Source organism: Bradyrhizobium sp. CCBAU 53421, from assembly GCF_015291625.1.
Lineage (GTDB): Bacteria > Pseudomonadota > Alphaproteobacteria > Rhizobiales > Xanthobacteraceae > Bradyrhizobium.
Genome location: NZ_CP030047.1, coordinates 2,505,562 through 2,523,870, shown reverse-complemented (window position 1 = coordinate 2,523,870; position 18,309 = coordinate 2,505,562). Strand labels below are relative to the sequence as shown.

Here is an 18,309-nt window from a genome sequence, read left to right as displayed (position 1 = left end):
AAGTCCGCTTGCAAATTTCTTCACGTCCTGCAAAAAATTGCAGAGGCCGAACGGGGCGTCAATCCCCCAAACGTGCTGCAGCGCAACCAACATCGATGCGCGCGCACCAGAGAACGGTGAAGTCGGATGGGAGGTTTGTTTCTCGGCATCGATGTCGGAACCGGCGGAGTCCGCGCCTGCGCGATCGATCCGCAGGCCGGCATTCGCGGCTCCGCGTCCGTCGCGCTGCCCGCACCGCGCGTCGACGGCAACGCCATCGACCAGACGCCGGAGCTGTGGTGGCAGGCCACGGTCGCAGCAATCCGCAAGCTCGGCGAGACCGTCGGTCTCGGCGACATCACGCGCATCGTCGTGGACGGCACGTCGGGCACGCTGCTGCTGGTCGATGCGGCCGGTCGCCCCTGCTCCGCGGGGCTGATGTACAATGATGCGCGGGCCACCCATGAGGCGACGCGCGTGGCTGCAGTCGCACCGCTCGAGAGCGGCGCACACGGCGCGAGCAGCGCGCTCGCCAAGCTGCTTTATCTGCTGGATCATGGCTATATCGGCGATGCGCGGCACGCCGTTCATCAGGCGGACTGGATCGCGGGGCGGCTCGCGAACCATCACGGCATCAGCGACGAGAACAACGCGCTGAAGCTCGGCTACGACCCGGTCGCGCGCGCCTGGCCGCTCTGGCTCGAACAGCTCGGCGTGCGCAACGATCTGCTTCCCGAAGTGCTGGTGCCGGGAACGCCATTTTCCGAGATGGATCCGCAGATCGCGCACTCGCTCGGCCTGCCCGCCACCGCCCACGTCGCCGCCGGCACCACCGATGGCGTTGCGGCCTTCATCGCGACGCGGGCCGATCAGCCGGGCGATGCCGTCACCTCGCTCGGCACCACGCTGGTGGTGAAGCAGCTCGCGACCCAGCCGATCTTCGCGGGCGACCAGGGCGTCTATTCGCACCGGCTCGGCGAGCGCTGGCTCGCCGGCGGCGCCTCGAACTCCGGCGGCGCCGCGCTGCTGTTGCATTTCAGCGCCGACGAGATGGAGCGCCTGACGCCGCAGGTGACGCCGGATACGCCGACCGGGCTCGACTACTATCCGCTCCCGAAACCCGGCGAACGCTTCCCGATCGCCGATCCACAGCTTGCCGCACGGATCACGCCGCGCCCGGCAGAAGATTGCCGCTTCTTCCAGGGCCTGCTCGAAGGCATCGCGTCGGTCGAAGCCCTCGCCTACCGCCAGCTTGCGCGGCTCGGCGCGCCGCGCCTGCGCCGGGTCATCGGAATCGGCGGCGGCGCGAAGAACGATGCATGGACCCGGATCAGGCACCGCGTGCTCGGCGTTCCCGTCTCGGTCGCCGAGCAGACCGAAGCCAGCTACGGCGCCGCGCTGCTGGCGCTGAACGGAGGTCCGCCATGAAGGCCGATGCGACCGCGATCGCCGGCCTTCACGCCATCGCCGACCGCTTCGATCATGTGCTGCTCGACCAATGGGGCACGCTGCACGAGGGGCTGGCGGTGTTTCCCGCGGCGCTGGATTGCGTGGCGCGGCTGCGCGAGGCCGGCAAGCGCATTCTGATCCTCTCCAATTCCGGCAAGCGCGCCGGCAGCAACCGGCGGCGCCTCGCAGCACTCGGCCTGCCGCCGGAGGCCTATGACGGCGTGTTGTCCTCGGGCGAAGTCACCTGGCGCGGGCTCAATGCGCGCGAGCAGGCACCCTTTGCCGAGCTCGGCCGCGCCTGCTTCCTGATCTCGCGCGACGCTGACCGCTCGATCGTCGACGGCACCGACCTCGTGGTGGTCTCGGATATCCACGACGCCGACTTCATCCTGCTCGGCGGGCTCGACGACGACGCCGCAGAGCCCGAGCGCTGGCGTGCGCAACTGACGGCGGCCGCCGCACGGCAACGGCCGATGCTGTGCGCCAATCCTGATCTCGTGATGTTCGGAGTCGCGGGGCTGATCCCTGCTCCCGGCGCGCTCGCCGCATTCTATCAATCGCTCGGCGGCACCGTGCTGTTCGTCGGCAAGCCGTATCCACCGATGTTCGCCGCCGCGCGCGATCGGTTGGGACATCCCCCGCCGCAACGCATCCTCGTCATCGGCGATTCCCTCGATCACGATATCGCCGGCGGTCGCAGCGCCGGGATGCTGACCCTGCTGATCGGCTCCGGCGCGCACCGTGCGACGCTGTCGCAGGCGAGCGATCTGCCGCAGGCGATCAAGGCCGTCGCCGGCACAGCGGCGCGGATGCCGCACTGGACGATGGACCATCTGACCTGGTGAGGACAGCCCTGATGCGACCGCCTCAAATGCTGGATGAACTGCGCCGCATGTCGGCACGCGTCGGCCGGAATATCCTGCTGGTGCAAGGCGCCGGCGGCAATTCGTCGGTCAAGGATGGCGACGTGCTGTGGGTCAAGGCGTCAGGCACCTGGCTCGCCGACGCCGAGGACAAGGACATTTTCGTGCCGGTCGCCTTGTCGGCCGCGCGCGCGGCGCTGACCCAAGGTGATGAGCGCGTGCCGCTCGTGCCGAATGCCGGGACGACGCTGCGCGCCTCGATCGAGACCTCGCTGCATGCGCTGATGCCGCACCGGATCGTGCTGCATGTCCATTCCGTCAACACCATCGCATGGGCGGTGCGAACCGATGCCCGCAACGAATTTGCCCGGCGGCTGGACGGACTGGCCTGGCGCTATCTCGACTATCACCACCCAGGACTGCCGCTCGCACGCGCCGTCAGCGAGGCGATCGCCCAGGATGCGGTCGACGTCCTGATCCTCGGCAACCACGGCCTGGTGGTCGGCGCTGCCAGCTGCGACGCGGCGGAGGCATTGGTCGCCGAGGTCGAGAAACGCCTCGCGCTGGAGCCGCGTCACGCGCCCGCAGCCGATCATGACGCGCTCCGAAGCATCTACACAGGCACGAACTATCGCCTGCCACGGGATCCTCGCGGCCACGGCATCGCCACCGACCGCTACAGCCGCGCGATCGCAACCAGCGGCTCGCTCTATCCCGATCACGTCGTCTTCCTTGGTCCGGGCCTGCCCGTCCTGGAGCATCGCGAGAAGGTGAGCGTCGTGGTCGCGCAGGCCGCCGCGGACGGCTTGCCGCCGCCGGTTGCGCTTCTCGTCCCGGGACTTGGCAGCCTTATCCGCGAGGATGCCAGCGACGGCGCGGAAGTCATGCTGACCTGTCTCGCACTGGTCACCTGTCGCCTGCCTCTGACCGCCCGCGTCAACTACCTGACAGCCGAGAACGAGCATGCGTTGCTCAACTGGGACGCCGAGCGCTATCGCCAGCAGTTGACTGCCGATCGCTGACCGGAGCCCTGATCGCAGCGTCATCCCTTCTCGGCGGACAGGAACAGGCGATAGGCCGGATTCTCACTCTCGTTCCAGTAGGGATAACCGAGCGCATCGAGCGCTTGAACGAACCGGGCGCGCTCGCCGGGTTTGACCTCGATACCCGCCAGGATGCGTCCGTAGTCGGCGCCGTGGTTGCGGTAGTGGAACAGCGAGATGTTCCAGTCGGGCGCCAGGCTCTCGAGGAATTTCAGCAACGCGCCGGGACGCTCCGGAAACTCGAAACGGTAGATCACCTCGTCCTTGAGCAACGGCGCGCGGCCGCCCACCATGTAGCGCACATGGTCCTTGGCCATCTCGTTTTCGCTCAGATCCAGGATCGGATAGCCCTCGCGCCGCAGCAGTTCCATGACTTCGCGCTTCTCGGCTTCGCCGCGGCTCAGCGCGATGCCGACGAACAGCTGCGCCGGCGCGGTCGTCTCGGCAAAGCGGTAGTTGAATTCCGTGATGGCCCGCGAGCCGAGGATACGGATAAAGTGCCGGTAGCTGCCCGGCTTCTCCGGCACGGTCACGGCAAGCAGCGCCTCGCGGTGTTCGCCGACCTCGGCGCGGTCGGCGATGGTGCGCAGCCGGTCGAAATTCAGGTTGGCCCCGCTGTTGACGGCAATCAGGCTTCCGTCGCTCAGTGCGCCGCGTTCGGCATAGGCCTTGAGGCCGGCGAGCGCCAATGCCCCGGAGGGTTCGGCGACCGATCGCAAATCGTCGAAGATGTCCTTGATGGCGGCGCACATGGCGTCGGTATCAACAGTGACGACCTCGTCGAGCAGGTCGCGGCAGAGCCGGAAGGTCTCGGTTCCCACCTTGCGCACGGCGACGCCGTCGGCGAACAGTCCGACCTGATCCAGCGCGACGACGTTGCCCTTGGCGAGCGCGGCCGCCATCGACGCGGCGTCGGCCGGCTCGACGCCGACGACCTTGATCGACGGGTTGAGGAATTTCACGAAGGCGGCCACGCCGGCGGCCAGTCCGCCTCCGCCGATCGGCACGAAGATCGCCTCGATCGGATCGGGATGCTGGCGCAGGATCTCCATCCCGACGGTGCCCTGGCCGGCAATCACGTCGGGATCGTCGAACGGATGCACGAAGGTCAGACCGCGCGCGACCTCGATCTCCCTGGCCTTGGTTTGCGCGTCATCAAACGTGTCGCCATGCAGGACAACGTCGCCGCCCAGACGGCGGACGGCCTCGACCTTGATGGCGGGCGTCGTCCTCGGCATCACGATCGTCGCGGGAATGCCGAGCTTGCGCGCCGACAGCGCCACGCCCTGCGCGTGATTGCCCGCCGACGCGCAGATCACGCCCAGCCTTCGCTGCGCGTCCGGCAGCCTGACGATCTTGTTATAGGCGCCGCGAAGCTTGAACGAGAAGATCGGCTGGAAGTCTTCCCGCTTCAGCAACACGGCGCGCGACAGGCGCTCCGAGAGCCGCGGCATCGGATCGAGCGGCGTCTCGACCGCCACGTCGTAGACACGGGCGGTCAGGATGCTTTGGGCGTAGTCGCGGAGCGCGTTGGCGGTCATCGGGTCGCTGCTGTCGATGGGAGGCAATCCTTATCGGTTGCACCTGCCCATCGTCGGCGCCGACCTGGCGAGCAGACGGCACGGAGCCGCCCGCTGCACCCAGCTCGAACCATCGCATGACCGGAGGCTGGAGTGAAGCAAAGACCGCCGCTGCCAAAATATCGAAAACAACCCCATGCAAAGTAGCCGGCGGCGCTGGCGTCGACCGGGCCACTTGACACGTCGGGCAACTCAGAGGTACATTTCTAGTATTCCGAATTCCCTGCCAAATGCCTGCGGCACCGCAGCTGAATCGGTGGCCCGGCCAAAATGCCGCCCCTGCGCTGACCGCGTCACGCCATGAGACGCGACGAATTCCATCCCCTGCCATGGTCACCGGGCGCTTCCCAGCCCGATTCCGTGACGATCAGCGTGTCCTCGAGCTTGATGTAGCCGCGCTCCGGATGCAGCAGCGCTGTTTCGATCGAGATCACCATTCCACACTGGAGCGGCTGGGTGGCGTCATAGGGCGCGTAAGGCACCGGGCCGGTCGCGGTGAGGCGCGGCGCTTCGTGGCTGACGAGCCCGATGCCATGCGCGGTGAAGTCGAGCACGGCGCGATGCGGCGACGATCTGACGGCAGCCTCGCCCGCCGCGATGATGTCGCCACCGATGGCGCCCGGCCGGATCGTGCACCGGGCCACCTGCTGGATGTCCTCGATCTCCTGCAGCAACTCGCGCAGCTCGCTGTCGGGCTCGCCCAGGATGCCCATGCGGCTGAGATCGCCGATATAGCCCCGGTAGTTTCCGCCGGAATCGATCGAGATCACGTCGCCCTCCGCAAGACGCTGGTTCGACGGCGCGCGGTTATGGCTCCTGCCTGCGGCAATCAGGCAATATTCGAAAACAAGATCGCGTTGCTGCTCCTCGCGGCGCAGGCGAGCGACGACTTCGTTTTTGGTCATACCCGGCGTGCAGTCCCTGAACGTCGCCATCATCGCATCGACGACGCGTTCGGAAGCCTCCCTGATGAGGTCCAGCTCGGCGGCAGATTTTATGGCGCGAAGGCGCTCGAGCGTGAAATGGGCCTCGCGGAACTCGACGTGGCCGAGGCCGGCGAGCAGTTGATCCCTGGCGTCGGCCGGCAGGAAACCTGTCTCGATGCCGACACGCCGCGCGGCGCCGCCGAGCTTTCTCACATGCTCGATCGCGAGGCCGACCGCATCGATCGTTCCCCACGCCTCTGCTCTGACAGTCGGCGCCCATATCCGTCCGAGCTCCTGCTCGAACTTCTCCATCCGATTACCGACGTAGATGGAATTCTCCGGGTGCCCCTTCTGATAGACGAACACCGGCAGATAGCGGCTGGTGCCGATCGCCTCCATGACGTCGAAGAAGAAGAAGCGATATCCGCCAAGCAAATACTGCACGTTGTGACGCGAGGTGGCGATCAGGACGTCGAGCCCCGCCTCGTCCATCAGCCGATTGAGCTTGGCAGTATCGAACGGCGCCACTGTTGCGATCGTGTCGTGCGCAGTGTCCATGGAATGACCCTTTCGTCTTTCAGTGTCCCGCTGCCGGTTTTGCGGCCAGTGGCTTCGGTGCGGCGCTCGCGCCGGCGTTCTCGCCAAACAGCGCCACCGGCCGCCCGTGCGGCTCGACGCCGAGGAACGTAAAGGCAAGCCCGATCAGGAGGCCTGCGCCGGCAAGAAACAGGAACGCCGGCATCACCGCCGCGGCGGTCGCGCTGGGATGCACGACATTGTCCGCGCCGGCGATCAATGCGAGACACAGGGGACCTACGATCTTGCCGACCCCGTTCGAGAGCTGCGCAAGACCGACCGCGCGCCCCGAGAGCTGAACCGGAAAGATCTCCGCGGGATAGGGCCCGATGTTCGAGAAGCCACCGTCGAAGAACACGGCGCCGACGATCAGGAAGACCAGGAACAGCGGCACCGAGCCGGCAAAGTCGTTGTGAAAATAGGCCGCCAGCGCCAGCGAGATCGCGGTGCCGTAGCCCATCAACTGGCCGCACGGCTTGCGGCCGATCCGATTCGCGAGAAACGCAAAGCCGGTCCGGCCGAGCACGCCGGCGAGGCTGACATAGATGAACATCTTCGCAGCCTCCTGCGGCGCGACGCCGAGCAGCAGCGCGACGATCGTCGGTCCCCACAGGAACACGCCGTAATTTGCCGTACTGGCGCCGAACCAGATCAGCACCGTCAGCCAGAAGCGCCGCTGCTCGGCGAAGAGATCGGCAAATGTCGCCGGGTTCGCCGGCGGCAATGCGGGCAGCTCGAATGACTCGCCACCGACCCGGTAGAGTTTCCGGATACTCGCCTGAGCATCGCGCACGCGGCCCTTGCTGATCAGCCAGCGCGGCGATTCCGGCATGATGATCATGGTGAGAATCCCGAGAAGGATCGGCAAGAATCCGACCGCCGCCAATCCGCGCCAGCCGACCAGCGGCAACAGGAAGCTCGCCGTCACCGACGCCGACAACACGCCGAAGGCGACAGGAACGACCACGAGGCTCGTGACCAGGGTGCGATGGCGGGTCGGAGCAAACTCGACGATGGCAGGAACCGCAGCCGCAGCCCCCGCGGCAAGGCCGAAGCCGACGAAGAAGCGCAGGATCGCAAACGCGACCCAACCGTCTTCCGGGATGAACGCGATCGCGCCCGAGGTCAGGCCGCACAGCAGAACGCCGGCAACCGCCAGCGGCTTGCGCCCGAAACGATCGGCGAGGACGCCCGCGGCGAACGCGCCCAGCATCGCCCCGATGCCGGCGCTCATCAGCATGATCGAGGTCTGGCCGAACGTCAGGTGCCATTTCGGCGCCAGCACCGAGACCAGAAATCCGACCACGAAGAAATCGAAGAAATCCACCACACCGGCGATGGCGAAGATGATGATCGATAGCCAATAGCGCGTCGTCACCGGCGCTTCGTCGAACGGCACAGCGCTCGCTTGCTCAGCCATGGTCTCCCCCTGTTGTTGTCAAGCCGCCTTCTTTTTTGAATTCAGGAATGCCGTCACTGCCTCCGCCACCCGCCCGGGGGCCTGGATCGACGCGACATGGCCGACGCCCGCGATGGTCCTGGTCTCGACGCGTGCAAGATCGCGGGCGAGCGCAAATGTCTCCGCATTCGGGATCAGCCGGTCGTCGCCGCCGACGAGCAGCAAGGTCGGGCGATCAAAGCCGCTCAGATCGGCGGCGACAGGCTGTGCGAGCAAGGCACCGCGTCGCGCCTTCTGGCCGTCGTCGCGGCTGGAGCCACGGAAGATGTCGATCAGCTCGGGCCGTGCGCGCAGATAGTCCGGCGGAAAGAAGAACTCAGCGATCTTCGGCGCATTGCCGGCGGTATCAGCACGGTAGGACGCGAGTGTGCGGAAGACGTCCGCATTGACGTCGAGCGGGCTTCTGTTGACCTTCCAGGTACTGCTAAGGATCAGGCGATCGATGCGGTCGGGATGGCGGGCCGCCAGCACCTGCGCGATCTGTCCGCCGAGCGAAGTCCCAAAGACATGGGCGCGATCGTAGCCGAGCCCCGTGATCAAGGCGGCGGCATCGTCGGCCAGGTCGGCCAGCGAATAGGACGACGGAGGATTTTTGGTGGCGCCGGAATCGCGCTGGTCATAAGCGATCACCGCGAAGTGCGCCGCCAGGGCAGGCGCAAGGCCGTCGAACATCGAATGATCGGCCTCGCCGCCGTGCAGCAGCACGATCGGCTCGCCGCGTCCGGTCTTCTCAAACGCCGTGGCGACGCCGCCGGATTCGAACGATTGCATCGGAGCCTCCGTCAATGCAGCAGCGTTGAAAGCGCGCCGGCCAATTCCTTCGCCGGATCGGACGGCAGCCACGGCATCCGCCACGCCACATGCCCATCGGGGCGCACCAGCACGGCGCCACGCATGCCGAGCTGGAAACCGTCCGCCGGATCGGCTGACGGCAACTGCTTCAGCGAGAGCGGCAGGCCGGTCTTCTCCGACACCTGCTTCCCCGCCTCCAGCCACTCAGAGCCGAGCGGACCCGTGACGACGGTGAATTCCTTGTCGAACCAATCGAGCGTCGACTTCTTGCGCGATGGCTCGAGCCACATATGCGGAAAGCGCGCGCCGGGACGATCGGTTGGCGTGTAGTAGCGGGAGTTCAGCGCCTTCGCGACGGTCCCATCGGGGATGACAGCGCCCTCCTCGTAATTATGGCCGAGGTTCTGGCCGATGCTGTGCAGGTGATTGTCCATGTCGTTGATCCAGAACCTGATCCGGTCCGGATTGCGCGATCGCACGACGTCGTCGGTCAGCCCAAAGCGCAGCCGATTGCCGTAACTGAAATTGGCATTGGATTGCGCGATCGGGCGGCGCTCACTGGAATAGCTGTCGAGCAGCTTTTCGTCCGCGTGGCCCTTCAGCACGAAGGCGAGCTTCCAGGCGAGATTGTGCGCGTCCTGAACGCCGGAGTTCAGGCCGAAGCCGCCGGTCGGCGGAAAGCGATGCGCGCAGTCGCCGACCAGAAACACCCGGCCCTTTCGAAAGGTCTCGGCCACCTGCATGCTGACGCGCCAGATCGAACGGTTCAGAAGCGTGACATCGAGGTCGGGAATGCCGACATGGCCGCGCGCGATCTCGATGAACTCCTGGTCGGTCCACGGCCGCTCGCGATCGTCCTTGGTCAGGCCGATTTGCGTCACGGTCAGCCAGCGATCCCGACCGTTGGTGTTGAGGATGCCGGCGCGCGGCAGATCAGGCCTCTCCGGGACGATGATGAAGCCGGCGGCCTCGCGCGCGATCGGCAGCCGCGACAGGTCGGCCCGCCAATACTCGTTCGACATCACCGCCAGCGTCGACGGTCCGACCATCTCGATCCCGGCGCTGCGCCGGGTCTGGCTGCCGGCACCATCGGCGGCGATCAGGTAGGTCGCCGTCCACTGCGTCACCTCACCGGTCTTCTCGCAACGCGTCGTGACGTTGACGCCGCTGTTGGTCTCCTCGAACGATTCACAGGCCGTGTTGAACAGCACCGTGGCGTGCCTGGACTTCTCGACCACGCGCAGGATTTCCTCCTCGACGGCGTCCTGGGCAACCAGGCTCTTCCAGGCGGGGGTGTGACCGACATTCGGTTCGGGACGGGTGCGGCCGAATTCGTGACCCGCGATGCTGTCGAGGAACACGAACATGTCGGAGTTGTCCTGCAGGCCGCGCTCGCGGATCGCCTGCTCGATCCCCCACTGCCGGAAGATCTCCATGGTGCGGACCCAGCAGCCGCGCGACTTGGGATGATCCGTCGTCGTCGGGCTCTTCTCGACCACCACGCAGTCGATGCCGAAGCGATCGAGCAGCAGCGACATCGCAAGCCCAACCGGCCCGCCGCCGGCGATGAATACGGAGGTCTGGCGTGCCTCATCGGTGGCGATGCCCATCCTTGTCTCTCCTCGGTTTGATCGTTGCGAAGAGACTGCGCTTTTTTTGGTATCTCACAAGAATATGTTTGATATGGTATCCATCTCGATTTGAGATGGAGTGCTGTCATGGACCTGCGGCAGATCCGCTATTTCGTGGCCGTCGCCGAGCGCGGCGGCTTTGCCGCCGCCGCGAGCACGCTGAACGTCGCCCAGTCGGCGCTCAGCCGCCACGTCAAGGAGCTCGAAGACGAACTGGGCGGCGCCCTGCTCGAACGCGGCGCGCGCGGCGTCTCGGTCACGGAATCGGGCAAGGTGCTGCTTGCGCGCGGGCGCTGGCTGCTTGGCACCATCGACGACATCAAGGCCGAGGTGCGCACGGAAAATCGCGAGCCCAGCGGCACGGTGCGGATCGGCGCGCCGCCGAGCCTCGGCGATATCCTCTACCCGCTGCTGGCCCAAACCTTCGTGAAGCAGTTTCCACGCGTGCGGCTCGAACTGAGCGAGGGCCTGACCGAGAACGCATCCGAGCGCCTGTTGCGGGGTGAGCTTGATCTCGCGATCGTGACGACGCCGTCCCCCAACGACCATCTCGACTACGAAATGCTGGTTGTCGAGCAGGTGTTCCTGATCGGACCGGCGCGCGATCCGCTGCTGAAGCGCGGCAGGCTGACCCGCAAGGAGTTCGACGCCCTGCCATCCGCAGTGGCCCCGCTCAGCCGCAACCCGTTCCCGTCGACGATGCTCTGCGCGGTACGGGTCGACAACAGCACCCCGATGAAACGCATGGTGGCATCGGGCCTCGGCTACGCGCTGCTGCCCTTCTCCGGCATTCACCAGGAAGTGGCTGCCGGCGTGCTGTCGGCCGCGCTGTTGCCGTGGATGCGCGCCGAGCGCGTGCTGGCGCTGCCGCGCGGGCGGCCGGTCAGCCGGGCAACGCGAGAAGCGATTGCCGCCTTGAAGAAGATCTGCCGCACGCTGATCGATCAGGGGATTATCCTGACGGCGCCGGCGCGAAAGGTCTGAGCCGCCACTCCAAACGACCCGCGCATTCCGCGCTGTAGCGCTAGCGCGAACCCAACGCATTTCGCCGTCGGCCCCAGGCAGCCGGCCTGCCCAACCGCGTCCGGTTCAACCAACTGCTTGACCATAGTTGTCATGACAACTATAGAGTCATTCCAAGATTGGCGATCAAGCCGGCTGTTCCCGCCGTGGACGGGCGAACCGTGAACCGGTCCGCCCGGCACAGCCGGCGGCAAGTCGAAGGGAGGACGTGATGAACGCTGCTTCGCAGGACCACGCGGCACGGCTTCGGGAGATTTCCCGGCTCATTGATGATCGCCCTGCCGAACGCATCTTCGAAGTCGATCGCCGGATCTTCACCGATCCGGACGTGTTCGACGCCGAGCTCAGGCATATCTTCGAGGCCACCTGGAATTTCATCGGGCTGGAATCCCAGGTCGCGCGGCCCAACGACTTCGTCACCACCCATATCGGCCGGCATCCGATCCTGGTGATGCGCAGCGCCGAGGGCAAGGTCGGCGCCTTCCTCAACACCTGCCGGCATCGCGGAACGATCGTCTGCCCGTTCAAGCAGGGTCGGCAGAAATTCCATGTCTGCCGCTATCACGGCTGGGCCTACGATTCGAGCGGCCGCAACATCTCGGTGACCGAGGAAGCCAGCGGGCAGTATCCGCCGTCCTTCTCGAACCAGAACCACGACCTGCTGCCGGTCGCCCGGCTCGGCTCGTATCGCGGATTCCTGTTCGCGAGCCTCTCGGCCGACGTTCCACCGCTGGAAGAATTCCTCGGCGACACCCGCGCCTTCCTCGACCTCATCATCGATCAGAGCGACAGCGGCGAAGTCGAGTTCGTGCCGGGTGCCAGCACCTACACGTTCGATGCGAACTGGAAGCTGCAGTTCGAGAACGGCCTCGACTACTATCATTTCGCGACCACCCACAGCTCCTACGTCGACATCCTGAAGAAGCGCAATGCCAGCGCGGGAGCGGACGCTGGATTTACTGTTGAGCCGGAAGGCGAGCAGGAAGGGCAAGGCAGCTTCAGCTTCGATTATGGCCACGCCGTCAACTGGTCGATCAAGCGCACGCAGCTCTATGGCCGGCCGCTCGGCATGGATCCGGCGCGTCTCGATGCCGTGCGGCAGCGCGTCGGCAGCACCCGCGCCAAGTGGATGCTTCGGCAACGCAACCTCACGATTTTTCCGAACCTGCAGGTCATCGACATCCTGTCGGCGCAGGTGCGGACCTGGCGGCCGCTGGCGCCGGACAAGACCGAGATGGTGTCGCATTGCCTCGCGCCGGTCGGCGAAAGCGCCGCGGCGCGCACGCTTCGTATCCGCAACTACGAGGACTTCTTCAACGCCTCCGGGCTCGCAAGCTCCGACGACAACGTGATGTATGAATTCTGCCAGACCGGCTATGAGGCGACGTCAGCCGCGCCCACCCAAGGCTACCTGCGCGGCACAGCTGATATCGGCCACGGCGAAAGCGCGCACACGCGCGAGCTCGGCGTAACCCCGTCCGAATGGTCGTTCGGCCCCACCAGCTTCGGCGGCGAGACCAATTTCCACCCCGGCTATCGCGAGTGGCGCAGGCTGTTGCAGCACGCCGCGGGGGAGACGGCGTGATGGCTGGCAGCGCAAAGCAAACGGATGCTCACGCAGTGGCCGCCGCGATCATCTACCGCGAGGCCCGCCTGCTCGACAGCGGCGAATGGACCGATTGGGTCGCGATGTACAGCGAGGATGCCGTCTACTGGGTGCCGGGATGGCTCGACGAATACACCACCACCGATGATCCGAAAACGCAGGTCTCGTTGCTCTACCACGATGCACGGCGCGGGCTGGAAGAGCGGATCGCGCGCATCGAGTCGCGCAAGTCGATCACCGCGCTGCCGTTGCCGCGCACCGTGCATCAGATCTCGAACCTGGAAGCGTCCGAAACCGGACCCGACGAGATCACCTGCCAGTCGGTGTTCTCGGTCCACGTCTACGACCCGCGCGTCGCCAAGGAGCATCTGCGCCACGGGCGCTACCAACACACGCTGAGGCGCGACGGCGACACCTGGAAGATCGCGCGCAAGGTCATCACGCTGGTCAATGACCGGGTCCCGACCGTGCTCGATTTCTACAGCATCTGAGAGGGCATATGACGGAAGGAACCTGGCACGACGCTGCCGCACTCGGCGCGCTGAACGAAGGCGAGCCCACCGGCATCGAAATCGGCAGACACCACATCGCGCTCTATCGCGTCGGCAATGAATATTACGCCACGAGCAACATCTGCACCCATGCGGAGGCGCTGTTGTCCGACGGCATGCTGGACGGCTGCGAGATCGAATGCCCGCTGCATATGGGCCGCTTCGACATCAGGACCGGTGAGGCGCTGACCAGTCCGGTGGAGATCGACATCCGGACCTATCCCGTGCGCGTGGCCGGCGACAGGCTGGAAGTCTGCGTGTCCGAATAAGTCGACCATCAAAAATCAAAAAGTCGGGGGAAACAGGGATGACCGAAATCGTGATGGACAAGGCGGCGAGTACGACCGCCGATCCGGAAATCGAACGCAGCACGATCCGCAAGGTCGCGCTGCGCCTGATGTGGTTCGTGATGGCGATGTACTTCCTCGCCATTCTCGACCGCGGCAACATCTCCTTTGCCGCGCTGCAAATGAACAAGGAGCTCGGACTCAATGCCGAGATGTTCGGCATCGCGGTCGGCATCATGTACTTCACCTATTCCATCTTCGAGATCCCGAGCAATCTGATCCTTAGCAAATACGGCGCACGGATCACGCTGACGCGGATCGCGATCCTGTGGGGCATCGCCACGGTGCTGATGGCCTTCACACAGGGGCCGCTCAGCCTCTATGCATTCCGCGGCTTCCTCGGCTTTGCCGAATCCGGCCTGTTTCCCGGCGTCATGCTGCTGCTCAGCCTCTGGTTTCCGTTCAGCTACCGCGCCCGCTACAATGCGATGTTCAACTATGCGGTGCCGATCTCCTACATCTTCGCCTCGCTGATTTCAGGCGCCATCCTCGAGCTCAACGGAACGTTCGGCATCTCGGGATGGAAATGGCTGTTCATCCTCGAGGGCGTGCCGCCGATCATCCTGGGGATCGTCGGCATCTTCTACCTGACCGATCGCCCGCAGCAGGCAAATTGGCTGTCGGCGGCGCAGCGCAACTGGCTGACCGGCGCGCTTGAGCGCGATGCCAGGGCAACCGGCGTGGTGCATGCCGAGGGCGTGCTCAGAACCATCACCAAGCCGATGGTGCTGCTGTTCGGCTTCTGCAATTTCGGCCTGTTCTGCGGGCTGGCATCGCTGTTCCCCTGGTTGCCGCAGATCATCAAGTCGTTCGGCCTGCCGAATTCGCAGGTCGGCTTCGTGACCGCGATCCCGCCGATCGCCGGACTGATCGGCATGATCGCATTGTCGCGGCACTCCGACCATGTCGGCGAACGGTTCTACTATGCCGCAACGACCTTCGTGATCGCGGCGGCGGGCTTTGCGATCGCGGCCTTTTCCACATCGCCGCTCTGGATCATCATCGGATTCATGGTTGCCAATGTCGGCGTCTATGGTACGCAGGCCGTGTTCTGGACCATTCCGCAATCCTACATGTCGCGGCAGAGCGCGCCGGGAGCGATCGGCCTGGTCGGCATGATCGGCAGCATCGGAGGCGCGACGATCCCGATCGTGATCGGACGCGCCAAGGATGCTTCGGGCAGCTTCACCACCGGGTTCCTCGTGGTAACAGGCGTTCTTCTCGTCGCGGCGATCCTGGTTTTGATCGCGCGCACTCAACTCGTGAAAGAATGAAAAACCGGACTGCCGTTAGCCGCACCAAGGCCCCTGCCCCGCGCCGCGCCCCGCAAGGGGACGCGCGCTCCGAACTGGTGATCGACTTCGAACGTTACGTGCCGACCGTGCTGTCGAGCCTAGTCGCGAAGTTGCGCGCCAACGCCAACGCGTTCTTCCCGCAGGCCTACGGCGTATCGCTCGCGGAATGGCGGGTGCTGTCGTTTCTCAGGGAGCACGAGCCCGCCAGCGCCTACGACATCTGGACCAACGCGCAGCTGGACAAGGCCGTGGTCAGCCGCGAGACGACGTCGCTGAAGAAGAAAGGGCTGATCGAGCTGACCCCGGTCAGAGGCAGCGCCCGGAACCGGACCGAGATCCGACTGACCGCCCAGGGCGTGGCGCTGCTCGATCGTAGCCTCGACGAAATCCTGCGCCGGCACAGCAACCTCACGGCCGGCCTCGACGCCAAGGCGCTGGACGCCTTCTTCCGTGTCGTCGATCACATCGAGCAGCGCATTCCGCACATGGCCGACCGGTCCGGAGATGCCGTGCCGGCGCACGCACCGGTCAAGCGCATCGCGAAGCGGAGACCGCCGAGCGGCGGCTAACAGCGGCTGGCCGGGACGGTGGCGATCGCGCGCAGATCGAAATACGAGTCACGTGGCGGTGAGTGCGCGAGGGAACCGGTCGTAATTTATGTTTCAGTAAGCAAGTTGTAGCAAGGATTGATCAGTGAGTTGCGTATGGGAGACTTCCAGTGATCGACTTTGACGAACTTCGTAGTATCGCCGCGGATGTTCGTATCTTTATCGACGCGTCGGAAGACAAGGGCGGCGCCCTGAAGGCCATCGTCGACGCCTACGACGTCGTGCTCGGCATCTTCCCGGCCGGCCCCGGAATGGACCTCCACGTGGTCAAGGGCAGCGAAGTCCTTAATCACATCGCGCAGACCCAGGCCTCGTCGGGCTTCACCCACACCGCGATCGCCTTCCAGACCCGCGAACAGGCGGTTGCGCTCGAGCATTTGATGGCGGCCTGACCGCCCGGCGCGGCGCCGCCAAAAGCTGCGCATTTCGCTTTGGGATCAAGCGATTGCCCGCCATGCGGCGGGCGCGATATGCAATTTGTGCCAGTCTCGCCCCAAGGGTGCGCGATCCGGCAAAAACGACGTCCCGATCCCGCCGATCCCGCGGCTTCGTCCGCGTTGCCTTCCCGAGCAAAACCGGCAAAAATCCCATCCACGATTCTGCCGTGGGTAGCGTGGATATGGGCCAGCATCTGACGGTTCACACCGGTGAGCTTGACGGCTTCGAGGGACTTCACGACGCCGTCAAAGGCTCGCATGTCGAGGTCATGCAGCTCGAGCGCGGCAAGCTGCGCGGGACGTTGTCCCATGTCGGGATCGGCGATTTCTCGCTCAGCATCGGCGCATTCAATGTCGGGGTCCGCACCCAGCGGACCTCGGCCGATGACAAGCTGATCATCGGCATGCTGCTGAATGCCACCGATCGCGTCACGCATTGGGCATTCGACATGCAGCCGGCCGACGTGCTGGTGATTCCTCCCTCGGTCGAGCATGACGGCGTCTTCCACAAGGCCTCGTCCTATGCCGCAATCCGCTTCGACATGGCCGATTTGCCCGACATATTCGGCGGCGAGCCGCGGCTCGCCGACGCCGAGACATGGAGCGTCAAGAACCACTTTCGCGCCGACCGCGCGATCGGCATGAATGCCGCGGACCGGCTGCCGCAAATCATCTCGCATCTCGCGCAGCATCCGGACGCCTTGTCGGACGCGTCGGCCGAATTCTGGAAGCGCGCGATCATCGACTGCGTGACGGCGACGGTCGTCACGTCGCTGCCGTCAGACGGAACCAGCTATCTGCCGTCGGCCATGAAGCTGGTGCGCCACGTCGAGGACTATCTGCACGCAGCGGGCGCGCGCCCGGTCCATGTCTCGGAAATCTGCACCGAGCTTCGGCTATCGCGGCGCAGCCTGCACCGCGCCTTCCACGAGGTGTTCGGCGTCGGCCCGGTGACGTTCCTGCGCTACAAGCGGCTCTGCACGGTCCGCGAGATCCTGCGCGAAAGCACGCCGGAGCAGACCACCGTCTCCAGGGTCGCGATCGAACAGGGCTTCATCGAGCTCGGGCGCTTCTCGCAATATTATCGCGCGATGTTCGGGGAGTACCCATCGCAGACGCTCGGCTACGCCGGATAGCGCGCGCGACCTCATTTCGATCGTCCCGGATCGCCATTGCCGGACAGCACCTGCGCGGCGCCGCCGATGCCGCGCCGGAAGGCCTCATCGAAGGTGACGCCGCGGAATTGCCATTTGTAGTCCTTGCCGCGCCACGCCATCCGCCATTGCGTGGCCCAGCCGAGATCGTTGTCATCCCAGACCAGCTGTCCGACGAGGGTGGCCGCGTCACCCTGCGGCGCCACGATCGGACCCAGCTGCGCGGGCGTCATCTTCAGTAGCCCGGCGGCCGTGACGCCGGCACGCGCCAGCGCGGCCGTATCGGGCAGCACATAGCGCATGCCGCGCTTGCCGGCCGCAGCCGCGAGGGCATCGCGCTGCAGATCGGACTGCGTCCCGTCCGAGGTGACGATATAATCCTTCGGGCCGTGCAGCATCTCGACGAAGACGCCGATCGTCGGCCGCTGCGCTCGCCACGGCCTGAGGCCGAGCCTGGCGAGAATGCCGTCGACCTTGGCCTGGTCGAAAGCCACCGTCAGGTCGTAAGGCCGATCGCGGGTGCCCTGCTCGTCATGATGCGGCTTGCCGGCATACTGGTCGTGATAGTCGAAACTGCTGACGAACTCCGTCGCCCTGGATTTGTAGCCTGCGAGACGACGATCGCCTGCCAGCATCGGCTGGCCGGAGAGCTTGATCAGAACGTCCTCCAGACATGCGCCGAAGCCGATCACGCGGTTCGGCTCGCCCTGGCCGGTGACGACGGTCTGCGCGCGGTAGAGGTCGTCATCCGCCGCGATCGCGCCGCCGCAACAGATCAACGCGGCGGCAAGCAGCGCCCGGACCGCACCACGCGCGAGCGCGGCGGTCGGATTGCACATCGTCTCAAGCAAGGCAGCCATCGTCACCTCCGCTCGGTCACTTCATCAACGGCACATTGGCGGTATTTCCTGATCGCGCCAACTGTTCGGGCATGGGTGCCATCCCGTCGGCGGCAATGCGCGCCATGGCCACGCGCGGCGGGCCTGACAT

17 protein-coding genes are annotated in these 18,309 nt (G+C 65.5%); 11 read left to right on the top strand and 6 right to left on the bottom strand.

Annotated features, from left to right (window positions below; genetic code table 11):
- The first annotated feature begins 126 nt into the window (after window positions 1-126).
- From XH92_RS11940 to XH92_RS11930, 3 genes are read left to right on the top strand one after another with little or no spacing between them, the layout of a single operon-like run.
- Window positions 127-1,407, top strand: a complete 1,281-nt coding sequence (locus XH92_RS11940; RefSeq protein WP_194459386.1) for an FGGY-family carbohydrate kinase — start codon at window positions 127-129, stop codon at window positions 1,405-1,407.
- Window positions 1,404-2,273 (top strand): TIGR01459 family HAD-type hydrolase, encoded by an 870-nt coding sequence (locus tag XH92_RS11935; protein WP_194459385.1) that lies wholly within the window; start codon window positions 1,404-1,406, stop codon window positions 2,271-2,273. The genes XH92_RS11940 and XH92_RS11935 overlap by 4 nt, the downstream gene beginning before the upstream one ends.
- 11 nt (window positions 2,274-2,284) lie before the next feature.
- Entirely contained in the window at window positions 2,285-3,313 is a 1,029-nt protein-coding gene (locus tag XH92_RS11930; protein ID WP_194459384.1) for a class II aldolase/adducin family protein, read from the top strand.
- Window positions 3,314-3,333: 20 nt separating this feature from the next.
- On the opposite strand, the gene ilvA is transcribed toward XH92_RS11930, so the two are convergent.
- The 5 genes from ilvA to XH92_RS11905 all read right to left on the bottom strand — a co-directional run bounded on the left by ilvA (window position 3,334) and on the right by XH92_RS11905 (window position 10,277).
- The gene (ilvA, locus tag XH92_RS11925; RefSeq protein ID WP_194459383.1) at window positions 3,334-4,875 is read right to left on the bottom strand and encodes a threonine ammonia-lyase, biosynthetic; all 1,542 of its coding nucleotides are present in this window, start codon (window positions 4,873-4,875) and stop codon (window positions 3,334-3,336) included.
- Between the two features lie 332 nt (window positions 4,876-5,207).
- The gene (locus XH92_RS11920) at window positions 5,208-6,398 is read right to left on the bottom strand and encodes a Xaa-Pro peptidase family protein (RefSeq protein WP_194459382.1); all 1,191 of its coding nucleotides are present in this window, start codon (window positions 6,396-6,398) and stop codon (window positions 5,208-5,210) included.
- Window positions 6,399-6,417: 19 nt separating this feature from the next.
- Window positions 6,418-7,836, bottom strand: coding sequence for an MFS transporter (locus tag XH92_RS11915; protein WP_194459381.1), 1,419 nt, complete (start codon window positions 7,834-7,836; stop codon window positions 6,418-6,420).
- 18 nt (window positions 7,837-7,854) lie between these two features.
- Window positions 7,855-8,646 (bottom strand): alpha/beta fold hydrolase, encoded by a 792-nt coding sequence (locus XH92_RS11910; RefSeq protein ID WP_194459380.1) that lies wholly within the window; start codon window positions 8,644-8,646, stop codon window positions 7,855-7,857.
- An 11-nt stretch (window positions 8,647-8,657) separates the two neighbouring features.
- Window positions 8,658-10,277: an FAD-dependent monooxygenase gene (locus XH92_RS11905; protein WP_194459379.1), complete on the bottom strand. Its 1,620-nt coding sequence runs from the start codon at window positions 10,275-10,277 to the stop codon at window positions 8,658-8,660.
- A 108-nt stretch (window positions 10,278-10,385) separates the two neighbouring features.
- On the opposite strand from XH92_RS11905, the gene XH92_RS11900 reads away from it, so the two are divergent.
- The 8 genes from XH92_RS11900 to XH92_RS11865 all read left to right on the top strand — a co-directional run bounded on the left by XH92_RS11900 (window position 10,386) and on the right by XH92_RS11865 (window position 17,301).
- Window positions 10,386-11,282, top strand: a complete 897-nt coding sequence (locus XH92_RS11900; protein WP_194459378.1) for a LysR family transcriptional regulator — start codon at window positions 10,386-10,388, stop codon at window positions 11,280-11,282.
- Between the two features lie 250 nt (window positions 11,283-11,532).
- Window positions 11,533-12,906 carry an SRPBCC family protein gene (locus tag XH92_RS11895; protein ID WP_194459377.1) on the top strand — a complete coding sequence of 458 codons (1,374 nt, stop codon included), beginning with the start codon at window positions 11,533-11,535 and terminating at the stop codon, window positions 12,904-12,906.
- On the top strand, window positions 12,906-13,418 hold the full coding sequence (locus XH92_RS11890) for an aromatic-ring-hydroxylating dioxygenase subunit beta (RefSeq protein WP_194459376.1): 513 nt from the start codon (window positions 12,906-12,908) through the stop codon (window positions 13,416-13,418). Before XH92_RS11895 ends, XH92_RS11890 begins: the two co-directional genes overlap by 1 nt.
- Before the next feature lie 8 nt (window positions 13,419-13,426).
- Window positions 13,427-13,747, top strand: coding sequence for a non-heme iron oxygenase ferredoxin subunit (locus XH92_RS11885; protein ID WP_194459375.1), 321 nt, complete (start codon window positions 13,427-13,429; stop codon window positions 13,745-13,747).
- Between the two features lie 38 nt (window positions 13,748-13,785).
- Window positions 13,786-15,099 carry an MFS transporter gene (locus XH92_RS11880; RefSeq protein WP_194459374.1) on the top strand — a complete coding sequence of 438 codons (1,314 nt, stop codon included), beginning with the start codon at window positions 13,786-13,788 and terminating at the stop codon, window positions 15,097-15,099.
- On the top strand, window positions 15,096-15,689 hold the full coding sequence (locus tag XH92_RS11875; protein WP_194459373.1) for a MarR family winged helix-turn-helix transcriptional regulator: 594 nt from the start codon (window positions 15,096-15,098) through the stop codon (window positions 15,687-15,689). The genes XH92_RS11880 and XH92_RS11875 overlap by 4 nt, the downstream gene beginning before the upstream one ends.
- Window positions 15,690-15,838: 149 nt before the next feature.
- Window positions 15,839-16,120 carry a hypothetical protein gene (locus XH92_RS11870; protein ID WP_194459372.1) on the top strand — a complete coding sequence of 94 codons (282 nt, stop codon included), beginning with the start codon at window positions 15,839-15,841 and terminating at the stop codon, window positions 16,118-16,120.
- A 227-nt stretch (window positions 16,121-16,347) separates the two neighbouring features.
- Window positions 16,348-17,301 (top strand): helix-turn-helix domain-containing protein, encoded by a 954-nt coding sequence (locus XH92_RS11865; protein WP_194461220.1) that lies wholly within the window; start codon window positions 16,348-16,350, stop codon window positions 17,299-17,301.
- Between the two features lie 11 nt (window positions 17,302-17,312).
- On the opposite strand, the gene XH92_RS11860 is transcribed toward XH92_RS11865, so the two are convergent.
- On the bottom strand, window positions 17,313-18,179 hold the full coding sequence (locus XH92_RS11860) for a DUF2066 domain-containing protein (protein WP_194459371.1): 867 nt from the start codon (window positions 18,177-18,179) through the stop codon (window positions 17,313-17,315).
- Window positions 18,180-18,309: the final 130 nt, after the last annotated feature.

Excerpts from the sequence above, each read along its gene's own strand:
- XH92_RS11940 (WP_194459386.1), top strand. The coding sequence starts at position 127 with ATGGGAGGTTTGTTTCTCGGCATCGATGTCGGAACCGGCGGAGTCCGC.
- XH92_RS11935 (WP_194459385.1), top strand. The coding sequence starts at position 1,404 with ATGAAGGCCGATGCGACCGCGATCGCCGGCCTTCACGCCATCGCCGAC.
- XH92_RS11930 (WP_194459384.1), top strand. The coding sequence starts at position 2,285 with ATGCGACCGCCTCAAATGCTGGATGAACTGCGCCGCATGTCGGCACGC.
- ilvA (WP_194459383.1), bottom strand. The coding sequence starts at position 4,875 with ATGACCGCCAACGCGCTCCGCGACTACGCCCAAAGCATCCTGACCGCC.
- XH92_RS11920 (WP_194459382.1), bottom strand. The coding sequence starts at position 6,398 with ATGGACACTGCGCACGACACGATCGCAACAGTGGCGCCGTTCGATACT.
- XH92_RS11915 (WP_194459381.1), bottom strand. The coding sequence starts at position 7,836 with ATGGCTGAGCAAGCGAGCGCTGTGCCGTTCGACGAAGCGCCGGTGACG.
- XH92_RS11910 (WP_194459380.1), bottom strand. The coding sequence starts at position 8,646 with ATGCAATCGTTCGAATCCGGCGGCGTCGCCACGGCGTTTGAGAAGACC.
- XH92_RS11905 (WP_194459379.1), bottom strand. The coding sequence starts at position 10,277 with ATGGGCATCGCCACCGATGAGGCACGCCAGACCTCCGTATTCATCGCC.
- XH92_RS11900 (WP_194459378.1), top strand. The coding sequence starts at position 10,386 with ATGGACCTGCGGCAGATCCGCTATTTCGTGGCCGTCGCCGAGCGCGGC.
- XH92_RS11895 (WP_194459377.1), top strand. The coding sequence starts at position 11,533 with ATGAACGCTGCTTCGCAGGACCACGCGGCACGGCTTCGGGAGATTTCC.
- XH92_RS11890 (WP_194459376.1), top strand. The coding sequence starts at position 12,906 with ATGGCTGGCAGCGCAAAGCAAACGGATGCTCACGCAGTGGCCGCCGCG.
- XH92_RS11885 (WP_194459375.1), top strand. The coding sequence starts at position 13,427 with ATGACGGAAGGAACCTGGCACGACGCTGCCGCACTCGGCGCGCTGAAC.
- XH92_RS11880 (WP_194459374.1), top strand. The coding sequence starts at position 13,786 with ATGACCGAAATCGTGATGGACAAGGCGGCGAGTACGACCGCCGATCCG.
- XH92_RS11875 (WP_194459373.1), top strand. The coding sequence starts at position 15,096 with ATGAAAAACCGGACTGCCGTTAGCCGCACCAAGGCCCCTGCCCCGCGC.
- XH92_RS11865 (WP_194461220.1), top strand. The coding sequence starts at position 16,348 with ATGGGCCAGCATCTGACGGTTCACACCGGTGAGCTTGACGGCTTCGAG.
- XH92_RS11860 (WP_194459371.1), bottom strand. The coding sequence starts at position 18,179 with ATGGCTGCCTTGCTTGAGACGATGTGCAATCCGACCGCCGCGCTCGCG.